At 34.5% G+C, this 26,754-nt stretch carries 27 protein-coding genes; 10 read left to right on the forward strand and 17 right to left on the reverse strand.

From position 1 onward, the window contains the following. Positions 1-47: 47 nt before the first annotated feature. The 9 genes from RM538_RS05655 to RM538_RS05695 all read right to left on the reverse strand — a co-directional run bounded on the left by RM538_RS05655 (position 48) and on the right by RM538_RS05695 (position 7,735). Complete coding sequence (locus RM538_RS05655; RefSeq protein WP_311332429.1) at positions 48-776, reverse strand: acetolactate decarboxylase; 729 nt, start codon at positions 774-776, stop codon at positions 48-50. A 44-nt stretch (positions 777-820) separates the two neighbouring features. Beyond that, a complete protein-coding gene (locus RM538_RS05660; protein ID WP_311332430.1) occupies positions 821-1,252 on the reverse strand; it encodes a hypothetical protein in 432 nt (143 codons plus the stop codon). A gap of 56 nt (positions 1,253-1,308) precedes the next feature. Then, a complete protein-coding gene (locus RM538_RS05665) occupies positions 1,309-2,469 on the reverse strand; it encodes a metal ABC transporter permease (protein ID WP_311332431.1) in 1,161 nt (386 codons plus the stop codon). Then, the gene (locus RM538_RS05670; RefSeq protein WP_311332432.1) at positions 2,462-3,586 is read right to left on the reverse strand and encodes a metal ABC transporter permease; all 1,125 of its coding nucleotides are present in this window, start codon (positions 3,584-3,586) and stop codon (positions 2,462-2,464) included. Before RM538_RS05670 ends, RM538_RS05665 begins: the two co-directional genes overlap by 8 nt. Before the next feature lie 76 nt (positions 3,587-3,662). Next, positions 3,663-4,400, reverse strand: a complete 738-nt coding sequence (locus RM538_RS05675) for a metal ABC transporter ATP-binding protein (protein WP_311332433.1) — start codon at positions 4,398-4,400, stop codon at positions 3,663-3,665. A gap of 9 nt (positions 4,401-4,409) precedes the next feature. Beyond that, positions 4,410-5,318: a metal ABC transporter solute-binding protein, Zn/Mn family gene (locus RM538_RS05680; RefSeq protein WP_311332434.1), complete on the reverse strand. Its 909-nt coding sequence runs from the start codon at positions 5,316-5,318 to the stop codon at positions 4,410-4,412. A gap of 7 nt (positions 5,319-5,325) precedes the next feature. Then, positions 5,326-6,126 (reverse strand): transporter, encoded by an 801-nt coding sequence (locus RM538_RS05685; RefSeq protein WP_311332435.1) that lies wholly within the window; start codon positions 6,124-6,126, stop codon positions 5,326-5,328. Further along, on the reverse strand, positions 6,110-6,766 hold the full coding sequence (locus RM538_RS05690; RefSeq protein WP_311332436.1) for a metal-dependent transcriptional regulator: 657 nt from the start codon (positions 6,764-6,766) through the stop codon (positions 6,110-6,112). The genes RM538_RS05685 and RM538_RS05690 overlap by 17 nt, the downstream gene beginning before the upstream one ends. Before the next feature lie 228 nt (positions 6,767-6,994). Beyond that, positions 6,995-7,735: a TerB family tellurite resistance protein gene (locus tag RM538_RS05695; RefSeq protein WP_311332437.1), complete on the reverse strand. Its 741-nt coding sequence runs from the start codon at positions 7,733-7,735 to the stop codon at positions 6,995-6,997. Between the two features lie 224 nt (positions 7,736-7,959). Here RM538_RS05695 and RM538_RS05700 point away from each other — a divergent pair, with 224 nt between their 5' ends. Next, positions 7,960-8,370 carry a BrxA/BrxB family bacilliredoxin gene (locus RM538_RS05700; RefSeq protein ID WP_311332438.1) on the forward strand — a complete coding sequence of 137 codons (411 nt, stop codon included), beginning with the start codon at positions 7,960-7,962 and terminating at the stop codon, positions 8,368-8,370. 73 nt (positions 8,371-8,443) lie between these two features. After that, positions 8,444-9,187 carry a lysophospholipid acyltransferase family protein gene (locus RM538_RS05705; protein WP_311332439.1) on the forward strand — a complete coding sequence of 248 codons (744 nt, stop codon included), beginning with the start codon at positions 8,444-8,446 and terminating at the stop codon, positions 9,185-9,187. Between the two features lie 26 nt (positions 9,188-9,213). On the opposite strand, the gene RM538_RS05710 is transcribed toward RM538_RS05705, so the two are convergent. The 8 genes from RM538_RS05710 to RM538_RS05745 form a co-directional block, all read right to left on the reverse strand. Further along, positions 9,214-10,284 (reverse strand): PA0069 family radical SAM protein, encoded by a 1,071-nt coding sequence (locus RM538_RS05710; protein ID WP_311332440.1) that lies wholly within the window; start codon positions 10,282-10,284, stop codon positions 9,214-9,216. Positions 10,285-10,373: 89 nt separating this feature from the next. Beyond that, positions 10,374-11,156, reverse strand: coding sequence for an enoyl-CoA hydratase/isomerase family protein (locus RM538_RS05715; protein ID WP_311332441.1), 783 nt, complete (start codon positions 11,154-11,156; stop codon positions 10,374-10,376). Between the two features lie 56 nt (positions 11,157-11,212). Next, entirely contained in the window at positions 11,213-12,628 is a 1,416-nt protein-coding gene (locus tag RM538_RS05720) for a sensor histidine kinase (protein WP_311332442.1), read from the reverse strand. Between the two features lie 99 nt (positions 12,629-12,727). Beyond that, on the reverse strand, positions 12,728-13,261 hold the full coding sequence (locus RM538_RS05725; RefSeq protein ID WP_311332443.1) for a CopD family protein: 534 nt from the start codon (positions 13,259-13,261) through the stop codon (positions 12,728-12,730). A 30-nt stretch (positions 13,262-13,291) separates the two neighbouring features. Beyond that, positions 13,292-16,417 (reverse strand): VPS10 domain-containing protein, encoded by a 3,126-nt coding sequence (locus RM538_RS05730; RefSeq protein ID WP_311332444.1) that lies wholly within the window; start codon positions 16,415-16,417, stop codon positions 13,292-13,294. A 72-nt stretch (positions 16,418-16,489) separates the two neighbouring features. Beyond that, entirely contained in the window at positions 16,490-17,863 is a 1,374-nt protein-coding gene (locus RM538_RS05735; RefSeq protein WP_311332445.1) for an MATE family efflux transporter, read from the reverse strand. 19 nt (positions 17,864-17,882) lie between these two features. Beyond that, positions 17,883-18,926, reverse strand: a complete 1,044-nt coding sequence (gene hemH, locus RM538_RS05740) for a ferrochelatase (protein WP_311332446.1) — start codon at positions 18,924-18,926, stop codon at positions 17,883-17,885. Between the two features lie 170 nt (positions 18,927-19,096). Further along, the gene (locus RM538_RS05745) at positions 19,097-19,984 is read right to left on the reverse strand and encodes an AraC family transcriptional regulator (RefSeq protein WP_311332447.1); all 888 of its coding nucleotides are present in this window, start codon (positions 19,982-19,984) and stop codon (positions 19,097-19,099) included. 194 nt (positions 19,985-20,178) lie between these two features. On the opposite strand from RM538_RS05745, the gene hemA reads away from it, so the two are divergent. The 8 genes from hemA to hemF are packed head-to-tail and all read left to right on the forward strand — an operon-like array spanning position 20,179 to position 26,748. After that, entirely contained in the window at positions 20,179-21,459 is a 1,281-nt protein-coding gene (hemA, locus tag RM538_RS05750; RefSeq protein ID WP_311332448.1) for a glutamyl-tRNA reductase, read from the forward strand. Then, positions 21,456-22,364 carry a hydroxymethylbilane synthase gene (gene hemC, locus RM538_RS05755; protein ID WP_311332449.1) on the forward strand — a complete coding sequence of 303 codons (909 nt, stop codon included), beginning with the start codon at positions 21,456-21,458 and terminating at the stop codon, positions 22,362-22,364. The genes hemA and hemC overlap by 4 nt, the downstream gene beginning before the upstream one ends. After that, positions 22,364-23,014 (forward strand): uroporphyrinogen-III synthase, encoded by a 651-nt coding sequence (locus tag RM538_RS05760; protein WP_311332450.1) that lies wholly within the window; start codon positions 22,364-22,366, stop codon positions 23,012-23,014. Before hemC ends, RM538_RS05760 begins: the two co-directional genes overlap by 1 nt. Positions 23,015-23,033: 19 nt before the next feature. Further along, the gene (hemE, locus tag RM538_RS05765) at positions 23,034-24,062 is read left to right on the forward strand and encodes a uroporphyrinogen decarboxylase (RefSeq protein WP_311332451.1); all 1,029 of its coding nucleotides are present in this window, start codon (positions 23,034-23,036) and stop codon (positions 24,060-24,062) included. Next, positions 24,062-24,547: a DUF6973 domain-containing protein gene (locus RM538_RS05770; protein WP_311332452.1), complete on the forward strand. Its 486-nt coding sequence runs from the start codon at positions 24,062-24,064 to the stop codon at positions 24,545-24,547. The genes hemE and RM538_RS05770 overlap by 1 nt, the downstream gene beginning before the upstream one ends. Then, positions 24,544-25,323, forward strand: coding sequence for an EI24 domain-containing protein (locus RM538_RS05775; protein WP_311332453.1), 780 nt, complete (start codon positions 24,544-24,546; stop codon positions 25,321-25,323). Before RM538_RS05770 ends, RM538_RS05775 begins: the two co-directional genes overlap by 4 nt. After that, positions 25,316-25,846 carry a GNAT family N-acetyltransferase gene (locus RM538_RS05780; RefSeq protein WP_311332454.1) on the forward strand — a complete coding sequence of 177 codons (531 nt, stop codon included), beginning with the start codon at positions 25,316-25,318 and terminating at the stop codon, positions 25,844-25,846. Before RM538_RS05775 ends, RM538_RS05780 begins: the two co-directional genes overlap by 8 nt. Next, a complete protein-coding gene (hemF, locus tag RM538_RS05785; protein ID WP_311332455.1) occupies positions 25,846-26,748 on the forward strand; it encodes an oxygen-dependent coproporphyrinogen oxidase in 903 nt (300 codons plus the stop codon). Before RM538_RS05780 ends, hemF begins: the two co-directional genes overlap by 1 nt. Positions 26,749-26,754: the final 6 nt, after the last annotated feature.

A 26,754-nucleotide genomic window follows, 5' to 3' on the forward strand; every position in this document is an offset into this window, starting at 1 on the left:
ACAGAATTTAACGTTTGAGACCTGCTGAAGCAGAGAGAGGTCTATGACTAATCTACCTTTGGTAGCTTAAGTGTCATTGCATCTCCTAATAAAAAATCATCAACGTGCCCTGCGACTGAATTGTTTTGAAGCTTAAAATGAGTATGAATATTGGTACTATGATGTGTAAAAATGGTATGATGTGCATTTGAGTAAAACCCTAGAAAATCAGCATTCTTATTTTTTAGGGTACCATTAAGTCCAGATGAAATATGTTTTGCGTGTGAGTGTTCTGTATCTCCATCTTTCCAGTCTATAACATGCCAATCTATCTTTCTTGCAGTTCCAGAAACTAAGAACGGGAAAGGTTTATTAATATTAATGTTGTTTTGTTTTGCCACTTCAAAGACATATGTTTCAAATTGTTTTTTATCTACCACACTATCTGGAACTTTAAACGTGTTCCATTTTTCTACCTTGGCATATACTAATAAAGTAGCATTTTTATCAAAACTAGAATCTATTGTAAGTGTATCATTTTTAACAGAGGTGTTAAAGGATGTGCTATCAAAAATTTGTATTTCGCCTTTTAAGTTTTCAAAAGCACCTAATGCATAAAAGTGTTCGGCACCTTCAAAATCTGAGAGACTAGCCTTTGCGGTTATATCTCCTTTGTGCATAATATCTTTTAGCGCTCCATTATATGCTATTGTAAATCCTACTTCTTTTTTTGAAGTATTATTACAAGAAACTGATAAAAAAGAAAGAAAGATAAGAGCTAGATAAGTGTATTTCATTTTTAAAAAATGCTTTTATATTATTTAGTAAATATCAATCTAAACTACTCTTCTGAAGCTATTTTCTCTTTTGAAACTAAAAGAACATAAGGTTCCTTTTTAGACCCTATTTTACTAGTAGGATAAGGGTTTAATTGCATCCCTTTAATAACATGTTTACTATCAATAAATAGTATATTAGAGTATTCTTCTCCTTGCATAGTTGCTCCAAAAAGTAATTCTTTGATTAATGGAGGGTCTTCCCCTTCGACAACTTCAACAAGAATTTTTGCTCTACCAGCCCAAGTACAATTTACACCTTTTGGGCAACGCGAGTCCTCGGTAACCTCAAGAAATTTAATTGTTAGGTCCCCCATTTTAACTGGAGTATTTAAAGGAATTTTTGTTACTATTTTAGGTACATCTACTGGAGTTTCTTCTTGAGAAATTGCAGTAATGGTAACTAATAAGGCTATAATAAGTAGTGCTTTTTTCATAATAAAATATTTCAATTTTAAAGATAAAAGAAAAAACAATGCCAAACTAAAAAAGACTACCCTCTAAACAGGAAGAAATCATCCTTCATGTGCTCTATCTTTTCGTCTTTATTTGTCACAATATACTCTAGGGCTAAATTAGTAAAAGTGAGTCCTTTTTCAGTAAGTGCTACTACATCATTTTCTATAGCAATCATATTGTTTTTTAGAGCTAAATCAATCACATTTTTACTTCGTACTTTTTGCCAATTAATATGTTCTTGTAAATGATTTATGTGACGTTCTTGTTCTTCGGAATGATTATTTAAGTGCAACAAAAAGGTAATTAGAGAAACTTCGGTGCGTTGTTGTTTTTGCCTATACAAGACCGAAATAAGCCCTTTTGAAGGCGCAAACAAGTACGTAATTAAAAATACAACTCCTAGTACTGTTGTCATTGACCCAGAAATAGAAGCATCTAAAATATTAGCAAGCCAATAACCTCCTATTGCTGAAAAAACTCCAAAACAGATTGATAATACAAGCATTTTTTTTAAGTCTGAAGTTAATAAATACGCCGTTGCCGCAGGAGCAATCATAAGTGCTACCACCAAAATAGCTCCTACCGCATCAAAAGCACCTACTACCGTTACAGAGGAAATAGACATTAAACCATAATGCATTATTACTGGAGAAATACCTAACGCAGAAGAGAGTCCGGCATCAAAGGTACTAACCTTTAATTCTTTAAAGAACAAAAACAATAAGCCTAGTGTAACTAAAAGAATAACCCCCATTACCCAAATGGATTTAGGACCTACATCCGCTCCAAAAAGTAATAATCTATCAAAAGGAGCAAATGCTAATTCTCCTAATAAAACCGCATCAACATCTAGGTGTACATCATTTGCATTTTTGGCAATCATAATAACGCCTATGCTAAAAAGTGCAGGAAAAACAAGGCCTATAGCTGTATCTTCTTTTACCAATCCTGTTTTTTGAATTGCTTCTACCAATATCACAGTAATAACCCCCGTGACAGCTGCTAGTAAAATAAGCAAGGGAGAGTTCAAGTCTTCAGTAATAAAAAAGCCAATCACAATTCCTGGCAAAATAGAGTGACTAATAGCATCACTTATTAATGCCATTTTACGAAGCACTAAGAACACTCCAGGTATCGCGCAAGCGATGGCTACAATTGCTGCTATGAGTTGTATTTCTATTTGAGGACTAGTCATTATCTTTCTGTTGGTTATACAAATCTTTAGCCTCATTAAACCCCTGTGGAGTCATAGACCATTCTTGCCCTTTTATTTCAATCCAATTTTTTTCTTCGAGTTTTCCTAAGGTATTTCTTGTAAATCCTTGAAAATCATTTAAGATTTTAATGGCATGTGGTCGAGAAATATCTTCATGCTTACTTACAATTCCATACATTAATTGAAGCGTTTTCTTAAGCTTAAGGTCCCTCCTGTTTTTTCGAAATCTAATTTCTCTAAATAATAACCCTCTTGCAGGCGAAAAAACAAAAGAAAACAATACAAATACTGCTGCTACCAAAACGATAACTGGTCCAGTAGAAAGGTTATTTTGAGTTGCACTAATGGCAGTACCAAAAACACCCGAAAATATTCCGAAAACACCTGCTAATACAATCATTACACTCAATTTATTTGTCCATTGTCTTGCTGCTGCTGCGGGAGCCAAAAGCATAGCGCTCATTAATACTACACCTACTGTTTGTAACCCTAAAACAATAGCCAACACTATAAAAAATGTAATGAGTATATCGATAAACCGGGTATTAAACCCTAAGGTTTTGGTATAATCTGCATCAAAAAGAAGCAGTTTAAATTCTTTCCAAAATAAGAGTAAGACCACTAGACAAGCCCCAGTAACAATAGCCATTAAATAGACATCTTTTTCAACTAGAGTAGCAGCTTGACCAAATAAATATTTATCAAGTCCAGCTTGGTTGGCATTGGGCTGTTTTTGTATAAAAGTGAGTAATAACATCCCAAACCCAAAAAACAATGAAAGAATTAAACCCAATGCTGTATCACTTTTAAGATGAGTTTTTGTAATCATTCCCCTTATCCAAAATGTTCCTAAAACACCACTTACTAATGCTCCCAGTAAAAGAATATTACTGTCTTTTGCTCCTGTTATTAAAAAAGCAATAGCAATCCCCGGTAGGGCAGCATGAGAGATAGCATCTCCCAACAAACTTTGTTTACGTAATACTGCAAAACTTCCTAACATGCCACAGATAGCACCAAGAATTGCTGTTCCTAGCGTTATGGTGCGCAAGGTGTAATCTGTAAAAACAAGTTCGAAATATTCGGTAATTGACATTAGTCTTTAGTCATTTGATATTAGTCTTTCGTAACAAAATTTTGGTTCTATTTTTGGGTTTACTATTTGAGTTTTGCTATTTATTCACAGCAACTTTATAGTTAATACCATACGTTTTGGTAAGGTTATCATCATTAAAAATATCTTTAACAGGACCTGTCGCAATCTTCTTTACATTTAAAAACGTAACCCAATCAAAATATTCTGGTACGGTTTGTAAATCGTGATGAACCACAACCACCGTTTTACCTGCTTTACGTAACTCTTTTAAGATATTAATAATAGCAATCTCTGTTGTAGCATCTACACCTTGAAAGGGTTCGTCCATAAAATAGATAGAAGCGTTTTGCACCAATGCTCTTGCTAAAAACACACGCTGTTGTTGCCCACCGCTTAGCTGACTAATCTGTCTATTTTTAAAGGATAGCATTCCTACTTTTTCTAGTGCTTCTAAAGCGGCTTTTTTTTCTTTTTGCCCAGGTCTTTTTATCCAACCTAGACTCCCATAGGTTCCCATCATTACAACATCTATAGCGGTCGTTGGGAAATCCCAATCTACGCTTCCTTTTTGGGGTACGTAGGCAACTAGCTTTCGTTGTTTTTCATAGGGTTTGTTATAAATAGCAACACTTCCAGCAATAGGCTTTATAATACCCAATATAGATTTTATGAGTGTAGATTTTCCTGCACCATTAGGCCCCACAATTGCCATAAGTACTCCCTCTGGAACAGCTAAATCTATATCCCACAATACTGGTTTATAATTATAAGCTACTGTAAGGTCATCAACTTGTATAGCGGTTTTTTTTGACATGTGTTTTATTTATTGAAGAGCATCTACAATAGTATTTACATTATGAGTAAACATTCCAATATAAGTGCCTTCTATGGTTCCCGTATCACCAAGAGCATCACTAAAAAGAGACCCTCCTATAGTCACTTCGTGACCTTTAGAAAGAACTGCTGCTTGTAAAGCTTCGATAGTTCTTTTAGGAACCGAGCTTTCTACGAAAATTGCTTTTACTTTGTTGTCAATTATAAATTGAGATAGACGTTGTACATCCTTTACACCTGCTTCAGTTGCGGTTGACAACCCTTGTAGTCCAACTACTTCAAAACCATATGTTTTCCCAAAGTAATTAAAGGCATCATGTGCAGTAACCAATATTCTTTTTTCCTCAGGAAGTGTTTCAATCTTTGCTATGATTTTTTCTTCTAAAACATCTAGTTCTTTTTGAAAAGCTTCATTGTTAGACTTATAAAGTGAGGCATTTTTTTCATCTTCTGAAGACAAGACTTCGGTAACTTGATTTGCAAATTTTTTGAAATATTGAATGTTGAACCAAACATGAGGATCATAATTTGAAGCAAAGTATTCTGAACCTATCAAGCCTCCCTTATCAAGACTTTCGGCAAGTGCTACTTGTAATTTACTTGAGCTTTCCATTTTTTCAAAAACCTCAACCAGTTTTCCTTCAAGGTGTAACCCGTTATAGAAAATAATATCTGCGTTGTAAAGTTTTGTCACATCCCCTTCAGAAGCTTTATATAAGTGAGGGTCTACACCTGCTCCCATTAAGCCTTGTACTTCAATAGTATTGCCTCCAATGTGCTTTACTAAATCTGTAATCATTGTGGTTGTAGTAACCACTTGTAGTTTTGAATTTTCTTTTTTTTCATTTTTACAACTTATAAGTGTAAGTGCAAAAAGAAAGTAAAGTATTTTTTTCATTTTCATTTTATTTTGGAATTCTAAAACTAACACCTGCACTTAGCAGGATATCTTGCCCGTCTGTAATACTACTACCTATTGTTGCATCTAACTGAAAAGAGGGGCTTAACAAATACGTAATTCCAGCATCCCATAAATGATTTGCTCTATTATCTTCTGGCAGGTCTCCATAAAGCTCTGCGTAAAGTCCAATTTTTGAAGAAACACTATACCCGTAAACAAGTGTATATACATAGGCAGCTTCTGGACTGTCATCTAGCCATTGTGCTCCTAGATTATAGGCAAGAGATGATTTTTCAGAAAGTGTATGCGCAAAAGAAAATCTAAAGTCTACCCCTGTTGTTTCTGGTCTATAATCTGACGCAGCACTAAAAGGCAAGTATAAGTGACCTAATAATCCTATTTCTGGGAGCCATCCTTTTTCTTCTATGATTTCAACCTTCATACCTGCCAATAAAGGAGATAAGCCACTAGCAACATTATCTAATTCTTGACCATTAAATGAAGTTCTTACTTCTTCAAAATTCCAACCAAGCCGTAATTCTAAATTATCAAATATTCCATAACGCAGCAAGGTAGTATTGTATCCATATACTTCAGATTTTACTGCATCTTCTTCAAAAGACTCATAAAAAGAACCTGTTTCTACTTGAAAATATCCCGCTGGAACTGTATTGGGAGATTCTGTAGCATCTGGCCTATCAGTTATCATCTCTGGCACACTATCAGCATCTTGCGACCAGCAAATACTTGTAATTGTAACTAGTATTACAAGAATGCTATTTTTTAAATTAATTTGTTTGTACATATAAATTCTCAGCTATTTTTTGTGATATAAAAAATTGGTCTTTCCCTACTTGTATTACCATAGAGCCATCAAAAAACTCTTTACCAAGTACTTTGATTTTAGTTCCAATACTTATTCTCTTTTTATCTAGATATTGTAAAAATTCTCCACTAGATTCTTTTACTCCAACGCAGACTCCTTTTTGATTTTTATTCAATTCACTAAGTAGCTTTTTCTCCGTACGTTTTATATTTCCATGTTTATCTGGAATAGGGTCTCCATGAGGGTCGAAGTCTGGATTGCCAAGAAAATCATCTAGTCGTTTTACTAATTCTTCAGATTGAATATGCTCTAACTGCTCTGCGATTTCATGAACTTCATCCCAATGAAAGTTTAACTTTTCAACAAGAAAAACCTCCCATAGCCTATGTTTTCTTATAACATTAGCGGCAATTTTTCTTCCGCTAGGTGTAAGTATGGTTCCTTTATATTTTTTATAAGAAAGCACTTCTTTATCGGCCAATTTTTGCACCATATCTGTTACTGAAGAAGGCTTTGTATCCATTCTATCTGCAATGGCATTGGTACTTACTTCACCTTGATGCTGTTGCTCTAAATGGTATATTGCTTTTAGGTAATTCTCTTCTGCTAATGAAAACATATGGCAAAGGTAAATATATTTTTACTTTTATACTATTTTTATTTTTAGATAAGACTAAAAATAAAACAAGCCATTATACACAATAAGCAAATAGTTGGTATGTTAGTTTGCGCAAAGTAAAGGCGTAATAATCTTATTGGTACAAATTTTTCATTTTCAAACAAAAAATTCAATCGAAGTGGCAAATATTAATAAAATGTACCACGAAAACTACTGATTTTTAGAGAATTAAAACCCTCTTTCCTTTTGTAGTTGCTCGTAAGCTTCTTGTACTTTATTAAATTTTTCTTGAGCTCCTTTTTGATAGGCTTCATCCATGTGTTGTAGTTTATCTGGATGGTATTTTTTCACCATTTCTCGGTAGGCCTTTTTTATTTCAGCAGTTGTGGCTGTTTTTTCAATTTCCAAAATTTTGTAGGCGCTGTCTGGATTTTTAAAGAACATAGCTTTAATGCTTTCAAAATCTCGAAACTGAACCCCTAAAAATCCACCAATCCTATTAATCTCTTTTACTTCTGGTTCGGTTACATGACCATCTGCATTAGCAATGCTAAATAGAAAATGAAGTATCTGTAATCTTGATTCATATCTAGTTCGCTGACGCAACAAGTTGCAAATATTCTGTGCAGAAACTTGTCTTTTTTTTATCACATTGTTAAAAACATTAAAAGTTGCATTAGCACGCTCACGACCATACGCCTGAACAAAGTATTGTCGCACATAATCAAGCTCACTTTGGTTTACTGTACCATCTGCTTTTATTACAAGAGAAGCTAGAGACAGCAAGTTAAGTTCAAAGTCTGCTGGCGATACACTATCTACTCGCTGTTGCTTAAAAACCTCTTGAAAACCCCTTCCTGTTTTCTTACTCCCCATATTATCAAATAAGCTCCCAATTAGAAACCCAATAACTGCACCAGGAAATCGATAAAACATATACCCAATAACAGCAGCAACCCAACGAATCATATTAATTATATTGCATTTTTTATATTGAGACAAATATACATAAACTACGTAGAGCGTGTAACTGAAGTATTTTTTTAAAATCCCAAATTACAAGAACCAAACTCCAAAGCTTTTTTGCCATTTGTTATTTAAAGTTTGGAATTTCATTAAGATTGAATTGTAAGTAATTGCGCTCTAAATTGACTATATTTGCAGTAATAATAATGGATTAAAAATTTCAAGATATGTACCCAGCAGAATTAGTAAAACCAATGCGAGAAGATTTAACAAGTATTGGTTTTTCAGAATTATATACAGAGCAAGATGTGACAAACGCCCTTGCAAAAGAAGGAACAACCTTAGTGGTTGTAAATTCAGTTTGTGGATGTGCCGCTGCTAATGCTAGACCAGGCGCTAGGATGTCACTACAAAATGCTAAGACTCCAGACCATTTGGTTACTGTTTTTGCAGGCGTTGACAGAGAAGCTGTAGATGCTGCTCGTGCTCAAATGATGCCTTTTCCTCCAAGTTCGCCTTCTATGGCTTTGTTTAAAGACGGAGAACTAGTACACATGTTAGAGCGTCATCATATTGAAGGTCGCGCGGCCGATATGATTGCCGAAAACCTTAAAAGTGCTTACGACGAGTTTTGTTAAGCTTTTAAAATTATAGATAGATAAAATCCGTTAGTATTATTTACTAGCGGATTTTTTTATTTTTGAAGTACCAATGAAACTAATAAACCAACTCCTTAGCTACCCGCTTACCATTTTATTCTATATCTTATTTGGAATAGAATTGCTAGTGTTTGATCTAATCCAGCGGATAACATTAAGCATTTTTGGGTACCAAGCACATAAAGTAAGTGTTGATATTTTTAATGGCTTTTTGGTTAGAAATCTTCATGTCCTTGGAGTACGCTATACTGTTAAACTGCCCTCCTCTCTTCCTGTTGGAAAACCCGTAATTATAGTGTCTAATCACCAAAGTATGTGGGACATCCCGCCATTGATATGGTTTTTACGAAAATTACACGTTAAGTTTATTTCTAAAAAAGAATTAGGAAAAGGAATCCCTTCTGTCTCTTATAATTTAAAATATGGAGGGTCTGTTTTAATTGATAGAAAAGACCCTTTACAAGCTACTGAAAGAATTAAAACCATCGCTGAGTATATATCCAAATATAATAGAAGTGTAGTTATTTTTCCTGAAGGAACCCGAAGTAGAGATGGCATCCCAAAACCTTTTAAAAGAAAGGGACTGGAGACCTTACTTGTAAATGCTCAAGACGCTTATATTCTGCCTATAAGCATTAGCAACTCATGGAAGCTTCAAAAAAATGGGATGTTTCCCATTCCACTTGGAGCACACTTAAAATTTAAAGTGCATGAAGCAATAAAAGCTTCCTCTTTTAATCACAATGAACTTATTGAAAATTTAGAAACTCTTGTGGTCTCTGAAATTGAGAATTAAAAATTTACTACATAAAAGAACACCCCTTAAAACAACCTAGTCTGTGGGTTTTTTAAAGCCAAAAACTTTGAGTTATCAAGACTAGGCATTCTTTTACCTTTAAGAAACTTTTGTTTGGCAAGTTTCATGGTATCATGTAGTTGTGTTGCGATAATGCCTTCTCCTTTCATACGCCTTCCCCAATTGCTATCATTTAACTTTCCGCCATGACAGGCTGCAATCTGGTTTAATATTCTATCGGCTCTGTCTGGGATTGTTTTGTGTGCCCAATCTGTAAATATCTTAGCTATCTGTCCATTTAATCGTACTATCGTAAAAGCAACATCCCTTGCACCTAAATCAGTTACTTTTTTTACTAATGGTATTATTTCATGACTGTTTAATGATGGAATAATAGGCGCCATCATTACGCGTACAGGAATATTGTTTTCTGAAAGTACTTTAACGGCCTTTAGTCGTTGCTTTATGGTAGCTGTTCTTGGTTCTAATAATCTTCGCGTCTTTTCAGATAATGAGGTGATAGAAATATTTACTGAAACAATGTTATGCTTTGCCATTTCTTTTAAAATATCTAGGTCTCTTACTACTAGACTATTCTTAGTGATAATTCCAGTTGGGTTTTTATACTGAAGCATTATCTCTAAGCATTGACGGGTAATGTTCAGTTTTCTTTCAATAGGCTGGTAACAGTCTGTATTTCCACTAAAAACTATGGTATCGCCTTGCCATAATTTCTTTGTGATATGTTTTTCTAGCAGTTTTGGAGCATCTTTTTTTATTAATATTTTTCTTTCAAAATCTAACCCTGCTCCATACCCCCAATATTCATGACTATTTCGAGCATAGCAATACACACAACCATGCTCACAGCCTTGATACGGATTTGCAGAATAACCCATCCCTATATCTGGACTGGTAACCTTGTTTACAAAACTTTTTGGGAATACATTAATGTAGTTATTTTTGTTTTTGTCAACAAGCTCTCCTTCAACTTCACAAAAGTTTAAAAAGTCATCACGAAGCTCATGGCTCAACTCAAAAAATCTGTTATGGACTTTTTGTTGGGCGCCTCTTCCTTTGATATAACCTTTAGACATAAAAAAACTTTGAAAAACATAAGATGCTCTTCAAAGTTAATTTATTTATTGGAAATATTCCTATAAAAATTGGAATAACTCCTAATATGTTATTGCCCTGGAAACTCAGGTTTTCTTTTCTCTAAAAAGGCTTGGGTTCCTTCTTTAAAGTCTGCCGTACCAAAGCATTTTCCAAATTCAGTTATTTCTGTTTCAAAACCATTTTCGCCATCTTCATATCCTGCATTAATGGCTGCAATCGCAGATGCAATTGCCACAGAAGAATTTCTCATAATCTTTCCAGCTATTTTTTCAGCAAGCGGCAGTAATTCTTCTTGTGAGGTAACATGATTGATCAGTCCGTATGTTAATGCCTGATTTGCATCTACCATCCCAGCAGTCATAATAAGCTCCATTGCTCTTCCTTTACCAACTAACTGAGGTAAACGCTGTGTACCTCCATACCCAGGAATTACTCCTAATGATACTTCTGGTAATCCCATTTTTGCATTATCGCTAGCTATTCTAAAGTGTGCTGCCATTGCTAATTCTAATCCCCCACCTAATGCAAAACCATTTACAGCTGCAATAACAGGGGTTGCTAGATGTGCAACAAAATCAAATAATTGAGCCTGTCCTTTTGCTGCTAGTTTTTCACCTTGCCTTACTGAAAAGTCTGCAAATTCACTAATATCTGCTCCAGCAACAAATGCTTTTTCGCCACTTCCGGTAATTATAATTACCTTAACCTCTGTATCGTGATCTGCTTCCTTGAAAGCTTCATGAAGCTCGGCTATTGTTTCTGTGTTTAAAGCATTTAATTTTGAAGGTCTGTTAATGGTAATAGTGCAAATTCCATCTTCAATTTCAGACAAAATATTCGTGTATGACATACGTTTGTTTTTTTGTTAATTCTACGAAAAATTGAAGGGCAAAAATACGAAATATCCTAGACCTGTTTGGGGAACAATACCTTAAATACGGTTTTTTCACTTTCCTCTGAAGTAAAAGAAATACTCCCATGATAGGTCTCTACAATGTTTTTAACCATAGCAAGACCAAGTCCCATACCACTATTTTTAGTGGTAAACTTAGGTTCAAAAATCATGTCTTTATTCTCTTCTTTTATTCCTCCGCCATTATCCATTACAGTTAATGCAACATTTTCTTCTTCAGAAAATACTCGAACTTCAATTCTGGGATCACTCACATTGTGTTGCTCGATGGCTTGAATACTATTTTTAACAAGATTTGTAATAACCCTTATTAACTGTGTCCTATCAAACTTTGCAATAATTTCTTTTTCTTCAGAATAAAAATAAATATACCCTTCATTAAAAATATCTAGTGCTAGTTTGGTGATTTTTACGACATCTAATGTTTCATCTTGTTGTGCAGGCATCTGGGCATAATTAGAAAATGCCGAAGCAATACTACTCATCGTATCAATTTGTTGAATAAGTGTATTACTATGTTCTTCCAGTTTAATATGAATCTCTGGGTCATTAGGGTTAAATTTTCGCTGAAAACTTTGAACCGTTAAACGCATTGGGGTTAATGGGTTTTTAATTTCATGTGCTACTTGTTTTGCCATTTCTCGCCATGCAGCTTCGCGCTCACTAGCTGCTAACTGTGCTGCACTACTTTCCAGCTCATCTATCATTCCATTGTACGCGTTTACAAGATGCTGAATCTCTTCGGTAGAAGCTCCAACATCAATCTTTTTATTACGCTGGTTTAATCTTGTATCTGTTATTTTTTGACTAACTGCATTTAGAGAACGGGTAATATATTTTGAAAGGAAATAAGCTAGGGCAATTGCTATTAAAAACATTAAAAGGTATGCCATACCAAGCCTAGTTAGGCTTTCTTTTAACTCCTTGTTTATGAAGTCGTCGTTTTCAATATAGGGTAGGTTAAGAATTGCAAGGGGTTTAAAATAATTGTCTGTTATATATGTATAAGATGATTTATATTCTTGCCCATCTTCTTCAAACTCTTCTACATAGTTTTTTTCTACTGAATTTTGCAAAACGTCCATCACATACTTAGGAATTTCTTGCTTAGTAGTGTCTCTTACAAAAGATGCCTTTGACGATTTTAAAAGCTTTCCGTCCAAATCATACAAATACATTTCAAGATTATGGATGGCTTTTAGTTCGTAGATTTTATCTTTAAAGATAAGTGGTATGTTTTCAGTCTCTACAGGATAAGTAGTGTTCTCTATTACAAAGCCAATATTCTCTCTAATATTTGCTTCTTTACGCTGTAAACGCTCACTATGGTAGTCTTCTGCTTCTTCTCGATACTGATAGATAGTAACAACTGCTATTAATACTGAAGCCAGTAGTATTAATAAAATCATCGAGAAAAAAATACGGTTTCGTAATGAACGCTTATAAAATGCCACTCAAATTAAATTTTGAAGTAAGATAACAATAATTGCACCATTTTTGGTTTAGAATTACTTCTCTCTTATTCTCTTATACATTTTATAGCCTAACATAAGTAAAATTGAAAAGACAATGATACCTAGGGTACCATAAATCCAGTCTACAGCATTTTTTAAAATCACTAAGAACACCACAGCAAAAAGAATGATAGTTGCGCCTTCATTAAACAAACGCATAAAATTTGAAGAATGTTTATACACATCGTTTTGATGCGATTTAAAAATAAGATGACATTTAATATGATATGCGATTAGTGCAACTACAAAACCTAGTTTTACTTGCATCCAAGCATCTGTTATCCAAAAAGGACGTAGCACTAATAACCAAACAGCAAAACCAATAGCTAAAATCATAGATGGCCAAGTAATAATATACCATAGCCGCTTCGTCATAATTTTATATTGTTCGCTTAAAATTTCTTTTGCTGGACTTTCCTTTGCTTGAGCTTCTATTTGATACACAAAAAGTCTAACAATATAAAATAGTCCTGCAAACCAGGTTATTACAAAGATTAAATGTAGTGATTTTAAATAATTGTATTCCATATATATCTCCCGTGAAAAAGGGAGTGTTTTTTACTCCTCTTCTTCAACAAAAAGATAGTTTAATTTCAGTTTATTAAACTCCGCATTAAAATTGGAAATTTCTTCTGTAATAAGTCTATCAAACTCATTTAATTCCTTATTAATAGCAGCTTTTAATTCATTTTTAACCATAACATCCTGCTGGGTAGGCGGGAAATCATCCATACTTACCAAACTATTAAGGTGTGCCAATTTATTTGTTAATCTAATTGGGAAATTAAGCGGGTCTTGACCACTTCTATTTTTAGTTTGGTAAAGCGCTTTTTCAATTTCTGAAAATTTGGCACTCAACGTATCTGCCTTTTCAACAAGTGTTTTTACGTCCTCATTTTCTTTATACTGTTTTTTGAAAGCCTTTAGTTGTGCATTAATATTTCTAATTTTTTTGATAGACTTATGGGCTTTATCAACTGTTTCGTTTACATCTGTTATAAAATTGAATTGCTTTTGCATTCCTGCAATATCTGTTTCAGCATTTTCATCTGGCAAAATCGTAAATTGTTGTTCTAGCACTTCGTCATCTACTTGTAAAACAACTTTGTAACTACCAGGAACAGCTTGAGGTGCGTTGGTACTTGCCCACCATAAAATCATTCCCTTTAAACGTTCAGCACCTTTTCCTCTCATATTCCATGTGTGATAATTGGCACCCTCTGAAACCTCTAATTTATCTTCTTTTTTATTTTTGGTGCTAAAGCTTTTAATGGTATCATTCTTACTGTTTAAATACGAAAGTGTTACTTCTTTATCTTTTGGATTTTTTAAATAAAAATAGGTCATCACTCCACTTGGGTGATTGGTTCCTTGCGTTAATGAACCACTTCTAGAACCACCCCCCATTCTATAGGTATCTTTTGGTTTGAAAAGGTAGTTCTCGACTGCGCTCGAACGAACACCATCATTCATCTTATAAAGCTGATGAATCACAGTTAAATCATCTATAATCCATAAACTTCTACCTTGGGTTGCAACAATTAAATTATTCTGTTTTACGGCCAAATCTGTTATAGGAACAATAGGTAAGTTTAACTGAAATGGTTTCCAATTAGTACCATCATTAAATGAGATATACATCCCAGTTTCGGTACCTGCATATAACAGTCCTTTTCTTTTTGGATCCTCTCGTACTACTCGAGTAAAATGTTCAGCAGGGATTCCATTTGTGATTTTTTTCCAAGTTTTACCGTAGTCGTTTGTCTTATATAGATAAGGAGCAAAATCGCCTGTTTTGTATTTTGTGCCAGCAATATAGCATGTTCCTGCATCAAAAGCTGAAGGTTCTACGCTATTAATCATCATCCATTCTGGCATTCCCTTAGGAGTTACATTCTCCCAAGTCTTTCCTCCATTTTGTGAAATATGCACTAATCCATCATCACTTCCCGTCCATAAAACGCCTTCTTTTACTGGGCTTTCGGCAGCAGCGAAAATAGTACAATAATATTCTACCGAGGTGTTATCCTGGGTGATAGGCCCTCCAGAAGATTTTTGTTTTTCAGCAACATCTCTTGTTAAGTCTGGGCTAATGGTTTTCCAACTTTCACCTTCATTAGTGGTTACATGTAAATGGTTAGAGGCTGTATATAATTTTTTAGGATTATGAGGCGAAAAGAAAATAGGAAAATTCCATTGAAAACGATATTTCATGTCTTCGGCTCCATGCCCCATAGGATTATCTGGCCATACACTAACGCTACGTACCGTATTTTTATCATGATTATAGCGCGTTAAAAACCCATCATAACTTCCTCCATATACAATTTCGGGATTGTCTGGAGTTACAGCAATATGAGCACTTTCTCCTCCTGCGGTAGATTCCCAATCATTATCTGTGATGCTTCTTCCTTCGGTTCTATGCGGAATCCTAATGGTCGAATTATCTTGCTGTGCAGCATAAATTCTATAAGGGAATGCATTGTCTGTGGTTACTCTATAAAACTGAGAGGTAGGTTGATTATGATAAGTACTCCAAGTTTCACCTCCATCATAAGTTACTTGAGCACCTCCGTCGTCACCAATAATCATCCTGTTAGGGTCATTGGGGGCTATCCATAAATCATGGTGATCGCCATGAGGGGCATTATAGGTGCTATAGGTTTTACCACCATCGGTGCTTTTATGGTATCTAACGTTTAATACATAAACTACATCTTCATCTTTAGAGTCTGCATAAATACGGGTATAATACCATGCACGTTGGCGTAACTTTCTCTCACTATTAATATTGCTCCAGGTTTCTCCTCCATCATCACTTCTATACACTCCGCCTTTGTCTTTATTTTCTACAATAGCCCAAACACGGTCACTATTTGCTGGAGAAACAGTCACTCCAATAATCCCTAAGGTATCGGTTGGGAAACCTTTGTTTTTTGAAATTTCTTTCCAAGTTTCACCGCTATCGGTGCTTTTCCAAAGTGCAGAACCATCTCCACCACTACTTAAACTATATGGTGTTCTTCTTACATTCCAAGTTGAAGCATATAAAATTCTTGGATTGTTAGGGTCTAATAATAAATCAACAGCTCCTGCATCTTGATTTACAAACAAGACTTGTTTCCAAGTCTTACCACCATCTGTACTTTTATAGACACCACGCTCTTGTGTAGGTTTATAAATATTTCCCATTACAGCAGCATAAACCGTGTTATAATCTGTTGGATGTATTGCTATTCTTGGGACGTGACGGCTATTTTTTAAACCTGCTTCTTTCCATGTTTTTCCAGCGTCTACAGATTTCCAAATACCGTATCCTGAGGATACATTACCACGTACCGTTTTTTCTCCACCACCAACATAAATTACATTTGGATCACTTTCTGCTACTTCAATAGCTCCAATAGAGCCTCCAAAAAAGCCATCGCTAATATTCTCCCACGTTCGCCCTCCATTTTTGGTTTGCCAAACACCACCACCTGTAGCGCCAAAGTAATATAAGTTGGGCTTTCCGGGCACCCCAGTTACAGCAGCACTTCGCCCACCTCGAAAAGGACCAAGCAGTCTGTACTCAAGGGCATCGTATAATTTTTCATCATACGATTGTGCTTGAAGTGTTTCTGAAGGGATTGAAAGAGAAAATAAGATTGTTAAAACAAACAATAATGGTTTAAAACGAGACATAGTATTGGATTGAAAAGTTTTGTATAAAGATACTTTATTCAATTCAAAATAGTATAGCCTAATGGATAGGTATTATTCCTTTAGCTCTTTTTTTACAGCTCTGTGCAAGAAATAACCAGTTACCACAGTAGAAAGCACATCTGCGATAGGAAATGAAATCCAAACACCCCAAACTCCAAAAAAGCTGGGTAGTATTAAAACTAAAGGGATTAAAAAGAAGCCTTGTTTAGTTAAAGAAAGTAATAAAGCGGGAATAGCCTTTCCTATAGCCTGAAAGTATGAAGCTCCAATTAATTGAATTACAATTACGGGCGTAGCAGCAAACACCCATCGTAATGCATTAGGGGTTCGTTTTAAAAGTTCGGCGTTATTTGCTAGTGTTTCGGCATCTTGCCCTTCTCTTCCGCTAATAAAAATAGAAACAAAGTTAGGAGCGAAAACCATAATTACTATAAAAATCCCTAATGCAAGTATGCCTGAATATTTTATAGAGGTATTGATAGATTCACGCACCCTTTCAAATTTATTGGCGCCATAATTATATCCCGCAATGGGCAAAAACCCTTGGTTAACCCCAATTACTGGAAACAAAGCAAACATGAGCATTCTACTTATAATTCCATAAGTAGCTACATCTATTGCATCACCATAAATTATTAAAACATTGTTTAGTAAAATAGTAAGTACTGCAATAGTTCCTTGTCTTGCAAGTGTTACAAAACTTAATGCACTAATTTCATTAACTATCTTTTTCTTTAATTTAAAGCACTCTGTAACTAATCTTAACTCACTTTTTGCAACAAAAAACCAAAAAATAAATGTAAAGCAAATTGCATAGCTAGTAAATGTTGCCCAGGCAGCTCCTTCCATTCCAAAATCAAAAACGTAAATAAGGATATAATCCATAAAGATGTTTCCAATTGCTGGAAGTAGCATAGCATACATAGCAAACTTTGGTTTTCCTTCGGCACGTATTACATTATTCCCCATCATACACATAGCAAGCATAACAATTCCGTACAATACAATACGATAGTATGTAAGAGCTAGGTCTTTAAAGGACTCATCAGCTCCAAAAAACTCAATAAGAAAGTCTTGAAATATTAGACCTAAAACAGCTAACACCCCAGAAGTTAAGAACGTAAGTGTAATTTGATTTCCAAAAACCCGTAGTGCTTTATCATTATCTCCCGAACCTAGGGCTCTAGATAAAACAGAGCTTCCTCCAATTCCAACAGCTAACCCTATAGCTGCAATAAAAAATGTAACAGGAATTACAACCGTAATGGCAGAAATTGCTAAAGGGCCAATCCATCGTCCAACAAAGATAGTATCTACTATCATATTTAAAGACATCACAAGGATACCTATAGAAGCTGGAACCGCTTGCTTTACGAGGAGTTTACTAATGGATTCTATCCCTAATAAATCTGAATTTTTTTTCAAATAAAAATTTCTAAAAAAGTTATGCTATAGCTTTATCTGTATTTATAATGCGCCACTCTTCAACCATAGAAATAAGAACATCAACAAAATCATCTCTGTCATTTAGGCAAGGTATAGTAGTAAACTCTTCTCCACCCACCTCGTGAAAAATTTCTTCGCCTTCCATGGCTATTTCTTCCAGAGTTTCAAGGCAATCACTCACAAAAGCTGGAGTAACAATTGCCATTTTCTTGATTCCATTTTTACCCATACGCTCAATGGTTCGGTCTGTGTATGGCTTAAGCCAAGGATCAAAACCTAATCTTGATTGGAATGTAGTGCTATACGTCCCTCTTTTTAATCCTAGCTTTTTGGCAACATTAACCGTAGTAATCTCACATTGGTGTCTATAGCAAAACTCGTGTTGCTCAGAGCCCATTTTAAAACAACACTTACCATTCATTTTACAATTCCCATTGGTAATATCGCTTTTTCTAATGTGTCGCTCTGGTACGCCATGATAGCTAAACAAGATATGTTCGTAATCAAGCCCTTTTAATTTTTCTTGAATACTTCTTGAAAGCACTTCTATATAGTCTTCTCTATGGTAAAAGGCCGGTGTTCTAGTAATTTTTAATTGCGGAAAAAACTGCGCTACCAACTCATCAACTTTTACATCTATAGTTTCTGTGGTTGCCATAGCAAATTGAGGGTATAACGGTATTGTCTTTACTTCTGTAACACCTTGATCTACTAATTCTTGTAATCCTTTTTCTAGGGACATACTTCCATATCGCATAGCTAGAGCGACAGGAATATTTAATTTTTCCTGAACCTTTTCTTTTAATCTTTCTGAAATAACAATGAGCGGAGAGCCCTCTTCCCACCAAATCTTAGCATACGCCTCTGCAGATTTTTTTGGACGTGTATTTAAGATAATCCCTTTCACTAATAGTACTCTAGCCCATTTAGGGAGGTCTATCACACGTGGATCCATTAAAAACTCATCAAGATACTTCTTTACATCTTTAGGTTTTGTACTATCTGGAGAGCCTAAATTAACTAAGAGAACGCCTTTTTTCATTAAATATCAGAATTTTTAACAAAAATACCGCTAATAATCGAAGTTATAAAAGCGCAACTATAGATTAAGTCAATTATTAAATAAGTAAGTTTACCCCTTCTGAAGTTTTAACTATATAGTATTTGCTTATTTAAAACGATCCCTAAAAGAAGGGGTATGACTTTGAAACTTTAAGAATTTAACCCCATTACAAACTTCTTTGGAGTAGTCCCAAATTTCTTTTTAAATGCAGCAATAAAATGGCTCGAAGTACTATAACCAACCTTAAGTCCTACTTCGTTTACATTGTGAGAACCTGTTGCTAATAATTGTCTTGCTACTTCCATCTTATAGTCAAATAAAAAACTAAAGACACTATCTCCGTAAATTTGCTTAAAACCCTCTTTTAGTCTATTTATTGGAAGTTGGATTTCGTCTGCCAATTCCTGTAGAGTAGGAGGATCTGCCATTTTTTCAATGATAACTTGTTTTGCTTTCTTAATTTTTACCACATTTTCTTCATCTATCAAAAATGGACATTGCTCGACATCTGTTTCAGCAGGTCTATTAAAATATAGACTCAATAATTCATATGCCTTTGCTTTAAAATATAGCGCTTTAATACTAGGATGTAGATTGTAATTAATTAATTGATTGAGCACAATTGACATAGAAGGGCTTATGTGACTGTCTTTATAGTATTTTCTATTTTTATTATCCTCACTTAAAAACGATATATAACTCGCTTCTGAAGAAAATAAGCTGTGAAACTTTGTAATAGGAAGTAATAGAGATAGCACCCAAGAGTTTGCTGAGACCGAAAGTTTAAGTGGTAAATCACGTTGTGGATTGTATAACAACAAACCATTTTCCTCTCGAAGTGGGAGTGTATACGCATCTTCATTAAAAGAGAAGTTGGCCATTCCTTTTACACAAAAATGAAACTGAATGAAGTTAAGGTTTATTTCACGGCTAAATGTCTGAATATCATCTGTTTCATTTTGAAACTTTAAGACAAAAAAACCCTCTTCAACAGTAGTTTCTTCATATAATCCTTGAGCGTTATTTTTTGTTTTCATTTTTGAAAATTACAATTTTTATTATTTAGAATTGTTCTAAATTATTTTAAAGAATTAATCACTTAATCCCTTTAAAATAGTACCTCTACCCAATTTTTGCTTCAAATTTATAACTTATTAACGGAAGGCGACAGAAAAGATACCGCTAGCGTTATTTTTTATCTAATACTACCAGTAAATTTGCATTACTTTCTATGAAAAAGAACGGCAACGGTATTTCTATTCAACAAGCTACCCAAAGAAGCGGTACTTTTTATGCAATTGGTCTTAATTACAAAAAGGCTGATGCAGAAATTCGTGGGTATTTTAGTGTAGATGAAACTGCCCAAGTAGCCATTCTAAAAGCAGCTAAAAGTCAAGTTATAGATGGATTAGTTGTAATTTCTACTTGTAATAGAACCGAGTTATATGGATTTGCTTCACACCCCTATCAACTTATAAAATTATTGTGTGAACACACGCATGGTACGGTTTCAGAGTTTGAAAAGGTAGCCTACATCCATAAAAATAGAGAGGCTGTATCACACCTTTTTAAAGTAGGAACAGGTTTAGATAGCCAGATTCTTGGAGATTTCGAGATTATAAGTCAATTACGTATTGGTTTTAAACGCTCAAAAAAACTTGGGTTAATGAATGCGTTTATGGAACGTCTAGGAAACGCTGTAATCCAAGCTAGTAAGCGTATTAAAAACGAAACCGATATTTCTAGCGGAGCAACTTCGGTAAGTTTTGCTGCTGTACAATATATCTTAGCTCGTGTTCCTTATGTTTCAGAAAAAAACATTTTACTCTTCGGAACTGGAAAAATTGGACGAAACACTTGTGAAAACCTTGTAAAACACACCAAAAACGAACATATTACGGTAATTAACCGTACAAAAGTTAAGGCCGAAGCTATTGCAGGAAAGTTTAATCTTGTAGTAAAAGAATACGCAAATATACAGAGTGAGATTGCGCAAAGTGATATTTTATTTGTGGCAACAGGTGCGCAAAAACCTACCATTTCAAAAGAACTTTTACATCTAAAAAAACCTCTCTTAATTGTAGACCTTTCCATTCCTAAAAATGTTGCTGAGAATGTAAAAGAAAATGAACTAGTTACGCTTGTACATCTCGACGAATTATCTCAGGTTACAGACCAAACACTTGCGCATAGAGCTTCACAAGTGCCGCTCGCAGAACAAATAATTACTGAAATTGAAACAGAATTTAATACTTGGGCACAACACCGCAGTTTTGCGCCAACTATAAAAGCATTGAAGACAAAGCTTTCAGAAATAAAAGAGAGTGAGATAGACAATCAACGAAAAAAGCTATCAGATTTTAATGAAGACCAGGCAGAAATTATAAGCAATAGGATTATTCAGAAAATCACAACGCATTTTGCCAATCATTTAAAAGATACTAATATTTCTACTGAAGAAAGTGTTGAATTAATTAAAAAAGTGTTTCAGTTAGAAAACAATCCCTCTTGAAAAAAACACTTAAAATAGGAACTCGTGATAGCGAACTTGCATTATGGCAAGCAAAAACAGTCCAAGAAAAACTGAAAGCCGTAGGGCATGACTCTGTTTTAGTACCTGTAAAGTCTCAAGGAGATTTAGTCCTAGACAAACCTCTTTACGAAATGGGGATTACGGGTATTTTTACAAAGACATTAGACGTTGCCATGCTACAAAATAAAATAGACATAGCAGTACATAGCATGAAAGACGTTCCTACACAATTACCAAATGGAATTGTACAAACTGCAGTTTTAGAGAGAGCAACAGCAACAGATATAATAGCAACGAAAGACAACCCAGATTTTTCTAAAAATTGTATAATTGCTACTGGAAGCTTACGTCGTAAAGCACAATGGTTACATAAGCACCCAACACATCAGGTTGTAGATTTACGAGGAAACGTAAATACACGTTTGCAAAAACTAGAGAATAACACTTGGGATGGGGCCATTTTTGCAAAAGCAGGATTGGAACGAATTAACTTATTACCAAAAAGTTACGAAATCTTAGACTGGATGATTCCAGCACCAGCTCAAGGAGCAATGATGGTTGTTGCTCTTCAGAATGACTTATTTGCAGTTGAAGCAACTAAAAAGCTAAATGACACTAATGCAGAAATCTGCACGCATATTGAACGGCAATTTCTTAGAACACTAGAAGGAGGCTGTACTGCACCAATTGGTGCAATCGCAACTATTCATGGAGAATCTATACACTTTAAAGGAGCTCTATTCTCTCTTAATGGAAAAGAAAAAATTGAAACAGAGGAGCAAGCAACTATAGGTGATTATAGAAATTTTGGGATGGAGTGTGCTAACCAAGTTTTACAAAATGGAGGAAGTATATTGATGAAAGCCATTAAAAGCGAATTGTGATGAAAGTGCTTTCAACCAAGAAATTATCCCTTTCTCAACGAGAATTATTATTAAATGCAGGGCTACAATTAGTTGAATACGACGCTATAAAAATTTCATTTTTAACCGAAAAGCTTCCAAAAAACATTAAAAATGGAGTGTTTTCGAGTCAAAATGGAGTAAAAAGTGTCTTTTTAAGCAAAAAAGGACTTTCAAAAGTAGAAAACTGCTTTTGTGTAGGTGAAAAAACTAGAGCACTTTTAGAAGAAAATGGGCAGAAAGTGATGAAAACAGCTTCAAATTCGGCTGAACTAGGTCATTTTATAGCAAATAACTATAAAAATGAAGCATTTTACTATTTCTGTAGCACAATACGAAGAGATGAATTACCAGAGATTATAAAGTATTCAGAAAATGAGCTTTTTGAGATAAAAACATACAAAACTGAACCAAATTTGAAGAAATTTGAGCAAAAATGGAATGGAATTCTATTTTTTAGCCCTAGTGGAGTTCAGAGTTTTACTTCAGAAAATAGTATGGAAAATAGTATTGCATTCTGCATAGGTGAAACAACAGCAAAAGAAGCTAAAAAATATTCTAAAAATGTAATTGTAGCAAATACAACTACTACTGAAAGTGTAATTGCAAAGGCAGCAAAAACTTTGTGTTAATAGTGAGAAGCAAAAAAATATGATTAAAAACGACTTATTTCTTAGAGCTTTAAAAGGAGAAACTGTAGATAGACCTCCTGTATGGATGATGCGTCAAGCTGGACGATACCTTCCAGAATTCATGGAAATAAAAGCAAAGTATGATTTCTTTACACGATGTCAAACTCCAGAACTAGCTAGCGAAATAACTGTACAGCCTATACGTAGGTATGGCATGGATGCAGCAATTTTGTTTAGCGATATCTTGGTGATTCCTCAGGCCATGAATATTGAAGTTGAGATGAAACCTGGTTTAGGTCCTTGGTTGCCAAGCCCAATTAGGAACCCTAAAGATCTAGATCGTGTTATTGTACCAGATATACAAGACACGTTAGGGTATGTGATGGACGCGATTAAAATGACAAAAGAAAAACTTAATGACGAAATTCCGTTAATTGGTTTTGCTGGAAGTCCGTGGACCATTTTATGTTATTGTGTACAAGGGCAAGGAAGTAAAAATTTTGATAAAGCAAAAGAATTCTGTTTTACACAACCACTTGCAGCTCATGAATTATTACAGAAAATAACAGATACTACTATTGCTTACTTAAAAGAAAAAGTGAAAGCTGGAGTTAATGCTGTACAAGTGTTTGATAGTTGGGGAGGAATGTTATCACCAACAGATTATCAAGAGTTTTCTTGGAAATATATTCAGCAAATAATTGATGCTTTAAAAAACGAAACCGAAGTTATTGCTTTTGGAAAAGGATGTTGGTTTGCATTAGATACCATGGCAAAAAGTGGAGCTTCTGCACTAGGGGTTGATTGGACGTGTTCTGCAAGAAATGCTCGTTATTTAACTGGTGGAAATATTACATTACAAGGTAATTTTGACCCCACAAGACTTTTTAGTCCTCCTAAGGAAATTAAAAAAATGGTTATCCAAATGATTAATGTGTTTGGAAAAGATAAATACATTGTAAATTTAGGACATGGTATCTTGCCAAACATTCCTATAGAAAATGCGGGTGCCTTTATTGAAGCTGTAAAAGAATATAAAGCAGAGTAATGAACATTTGGGTAAGAATAAAAAAACTTAGCTTACGACAATTATCTAAGCTTGCTTTTTTATTTATACAAAACCCATTAAAAATAATTCCAACTTTAAAAGCAACAAAACACACCATAAAATTGTGTGATACCCTCTATGGAAAATCACATCATAGGAGTACAAAAGCTAATGCTTTTAGACATGCTTACTGGAATATTCAAATTTGTTTAAAAACGCAAAAAATCACCAAAAATGAACAAAAATCTATTGATTTTGCTAAAAAATTAACTGATTTATATGAAAAAGTGACTCAAAACGAACCTTTAGATGAAGCCATGGATTTGCACAATAATAAAATAGGCAGAGACAATTATTTACAAGTTTTAGATAAAAGTGAGCAAAAAATCATTGATTTTGTGCAAAAATTGGCAGAAAGAGCTCAAAAAGTGTCAAATTTGGAAGAAATGAAAGAAATTGACAACTTGGTATATTTAGTAGAATGAATTTTCTTAAAAACATATTTATTGGTATCAAGGCATATGGAGGGACTTTTAAACTCATTAGTTCTTTAGGCCTCTGGAAATATTTTTTAATCCCAATGTTAATCAGTCTTATTACTGCATGCGGTATTGGATTACTTGCTTGGGGTTTAAGCGATAACATAGCAAATCTATTAGATAAGTTATGGGTCTGGGAATGGGGGTCACAAACATTTCATGCTATTGGTGAAGTCATAGGGGCATTAATGGTAATAGCGCTAGGTTTAATTCTATACAAACACATTATTATGGCATTAAGCGCTCCGTTTATGAGTCCCGTTTCCGAAAGAATAGAAGCACATCTTGTAGGCAAAAATCACACCCATAGAGAAACAAGTAATATGGCGCAATTATGGCGTGGTGTGAGAATAAATGTGAGAAATTTACTGATGGAGTTACTACTTACTATTCCTATTTTGTTACTTAGTTTAATCCCTATTGTTAATTTTTTCACTTCTATTCTACTTTTCTTAGTGCAATCGTATTATGCTGGGTTTGGTAATATGGATTATACCTTAGAACGGCATTTTGAAGTAAAAGAAAGCGTACAATTTGTAAGAAAAAATAGAGGTATCGCCATTGGTAATGGCATTGTTTTTATGGGTATGCTTTTAATCCCAATAATAGGTATTATTTTAGTTTTGCCTCTTTCGGTAACGGCTTCTACTACAGAAACAGTTAGGCTTTTGGAAGAATCGAGAAAACTTAATATTCCAGAAAAAACCAATACAAATGGGTAATGCCGACTTCTCAATAGGGAAATTAGTAAGAGAGGATGCCCAGGTTCTAAGCACCCTTATGCTTCAAAACGAAGAAAGGTTTCGCGCGTATTTTCCAATTACGCTTTCACGAAATACCACTAAAAGTGATTCTGAAAGTTTTATAACTTCAATTACTGAAGATGAAGCTAACAAAGTTCAGTTTCTTTATGCTGTAAGAAAGAATAAAAGTTTAATAGGTTTGGTGTATTTAAAGGAATTAGACTGGGAGAAAAAAGAGGGTGAATTTGCTTATTGCATTGATAAAGAATATACTGGTAAAGGTTATACTTCAAGAGCTATACAACTACTTACAGAAAAGGCATTTAAGTCACTTGGTTTAGAAACATTAAATATTATAGCACATAAAGGGAATACACCTAGTATAAAAGTCGCTTTAAATAATGGCTTTGAGTGGAAAAAAACATTAACAAAAGAATATACACCTCCTTATGGAACCCCTTTAGACATGGAGTTATATCAACTACATAGAGAAAAAAAGTAATGAAAGATACATTTGTTTCCTATATACGAAACCTTCAAGATACCATCACTTCAAAACTAGAAGAAATTGATGGTAAATCCCGTTTTAAAGAGCACCTTTGGAATAGACCCGAAGGAGGGGGAGGGCGCACACGCGTTATTGAAAATGGAGGCGTTTTTGAAAAAGGTGGTGTAAATATTAGTGAAGTTCATGGGACATTACCAAAGTCTATGCAAGATTACTTTGGTGTTCAAGAAGCCAATTTTTTTGCTTGTGGATTAAGCCTTGTGTTACACCCTAATAATCCAATGGCTCCAACTGTGCATGCAAATTGGAGGTATTTTGAATTATATGATAGTTCTGGAGCTATTGTTACACAATGGTTTGGCGGAGGGCAAGATTTAACTCCTTATTATCTTTTTGAAGAAGATGTTATTCATTTTCACACCATTTGTAAAAAGGCCTGTGATGCCCATAACAAAGAGTTCTACCCAAAATATAAGGCTCGTTGTGACGAGTATTTTTACAATAGTCATAGAAACGAAGCAAGAGGAATTGGAGGGCTGTTTTTTGATTATTGCAAAGAAACTGAAACAATGTCAATGCAAGATTGGTATAACTTTGTAACAGAAGTGGGTAATAGCTTTTTAGAGGCATATGTTCCAATTATTGATAAAAGAAAAGCCCTACCTTATACCAAAGCACAAAAAGACTGGCAAGAAATACGAAGAGGTCGCTATGTTGAGTTTAACTTAGTACACGATAAAGGAACTTTATTTGGTCTAAAAACTAATGGACGTATTGAAAGTATTTTAATGAGTCTTCCTCCTAAAGTACAATGGATTTACGATCATCATCCAGAAGCAGGAAGTGAAGAAGAAAAGTTAATTAATGTATTACAAAACCCAAGAGAATGGGTATAATATAAA

The organism is Patiriisocius hiemis (assembly GCF_031846325.1).
GTDB lineage: Bacteria > Bacteroidota > Bacteroidia > Flavobacteriales > Flavobacteriaceae > Patiriisocius_A > Patiriisocius_A hiemis.

Coding starts and splice junctions, on each gene's coding strand:
- RM538_RS05655 (WP_311332429.1), bottom strand. CDS start 776: ATGAAATACACTTATCTAGCTCTTATCTTTCTTTCTTTTTTATCAGTT.
- RM538_RS05660 (WP_311332430.1), bottom strand. CDS start 1,252: ATGAAAAAAGCACTACTTATTATAGCCTTATTAGTTACCATTACTGCA.
- RM538_RS05665 (WP_311332431.1), bottom strand. CDS start 2,469: ATGACTAGTCCTCAAATAGAAATACAACTCATAGCAGCAATTGTAGCC.
- RM538_RS05670 (WP_311332432.1), bottom strand. CDS start 3,586: ATGTCAATTACCGAATATTTCGAACTTGTTTTTACAGATTACACCTTG.
- RM538_RS05675 (WP_311332433.1), bottom strand. CDS start 4,400: ATGTCAAAAAAAACCGCTATACAAGTTGATGACCTTACAGTAGCTTAT.
- RM538_RS05680 (WP_311332434.1), bottom strand. CDS start 5,318: ATGAAAAAAATACTTTACTTTCTTTTTGCACTTACACTTATAAGTTGT.
- RM538_RS05685 (WP_311332435.1), bottom strand. CDS start 6,126: ATGTACAAACAAATTAATTTAAAAAATAGCATTCTTGTAATACTAGTT.
- RM538_RS05690 (WP_311332436.1), bottom strand. CDS start 6,766: ATGTTTTCATTAGCAGAAGAGAATTACCTAAAAGCAATATACCATTTA.
- RM538_RS05695 (WP_311332437.1), bottom strand. CDS start 7,735: ATGATTCGTTGGGTTGCTGCTGTTATTGGGTATATGTTTTATCGATTT.
- RM538_RS05700 (WP_311332438.1), top strand. CDS start 7,960: ATGTACCCAGCAGAATTAGTAAAACCAATGCGAGAAGATTTAACAAGT.
- RM538_RS05705 (WP_311332439.1), top strand. CDS start 8,444: ATGAAACTAATAAACCAACTCCTTAGCTACCCGCTTACCATTTTATTC.
- RM538_RS05710 (WP_311332440.1), bottom strand. CDS start 10,284: ATGTCTAAAGGTTATATCAAAGGAAGAGGCGCCCAACAAAAAGTCCAT.
- RM538_RS05715 (WP_311332441.1), bottom strand. CDS start 11,156: ATGTCATACACGAATATTTTGTCTGAAATTGAAGATGGAATTTGCACT.
- RM538_RS05720 (WP_311332442.1), bottom strand. CDS start 12,628: ATGATTTTATTAATACTACTGGCTTCAGTATTAATAGCAGTTGTTACT.
- RM538_RS05725 (WP_311332443.1), bottom strand. CDS start 13,261: ATGGAATACAATTATTTAAAATCACTACATTTAATCTTTGTAATAACC.
- RM538_RS05730 (WP_311332444.1), bottom strand. CDS start 16,417: ATGTCTCGTTTTAAACCATTATTGTTTGTTTTAACAATCTTATTTTCT.
- hemH (WP_311332446.1), bottom strand. CDS start 18,926: ATGAAAAAAGGCGTTCTCTTAGTTAATTTAGGCTCTCCAGATAGTACA.
- RM538_RS05745 (WP_311332447.1), bottom strand. CDS start 19,984: ATGAAAACAAAAAATAACGCTCAAGGATTATATGAAGAAACTACTGTT.
- hemA (WP_311332448.1), top strand. CDS start 20,179: ATGAAAAAGAACGGCAACGGTATTTCTATTCAACAAGCTACCCAAAGA.
- RM538_RS05760 (WP_311332450.1), top strand. CDS start 22,364: ATGAAAGTGCTTTCAACCAAGAAATTATCCCTTTCTCAACGAGAATTA.
- hemE (WP_311332451.1), top strand. CDS start 23,034: ATGATTAAAAACGACTTATTTCTTAGAGCTTTAAAAGGAGAAACTGTA.
- RM538_RS05770 (WP_311332452.1), top strand. CDS start 24,062: ATGAACATTTGGGTAAGAATAAAAAAACTTAGCTTACGACAATTATCT.
- RM538_RS05775 (WP_311332453.1), top strand. CDS start 24,544: ATGAATTTTCTTAAAAACATATTTATTGGTATCAAGGCATATGGAGGG.
- RM538_RS05780 (WP_311332454.1), top strand. CDS start 25,316: ATGGGTAATGCCGACTTCTCAATAGGGAAATTAGTAAGAGAGGATGCC.
- hemF (WP_311332455.1), top strand. CDS start 25,846: ATGAAAGATACATTTGTTTCCTATATACGAAACCTTCAAGATACCATC.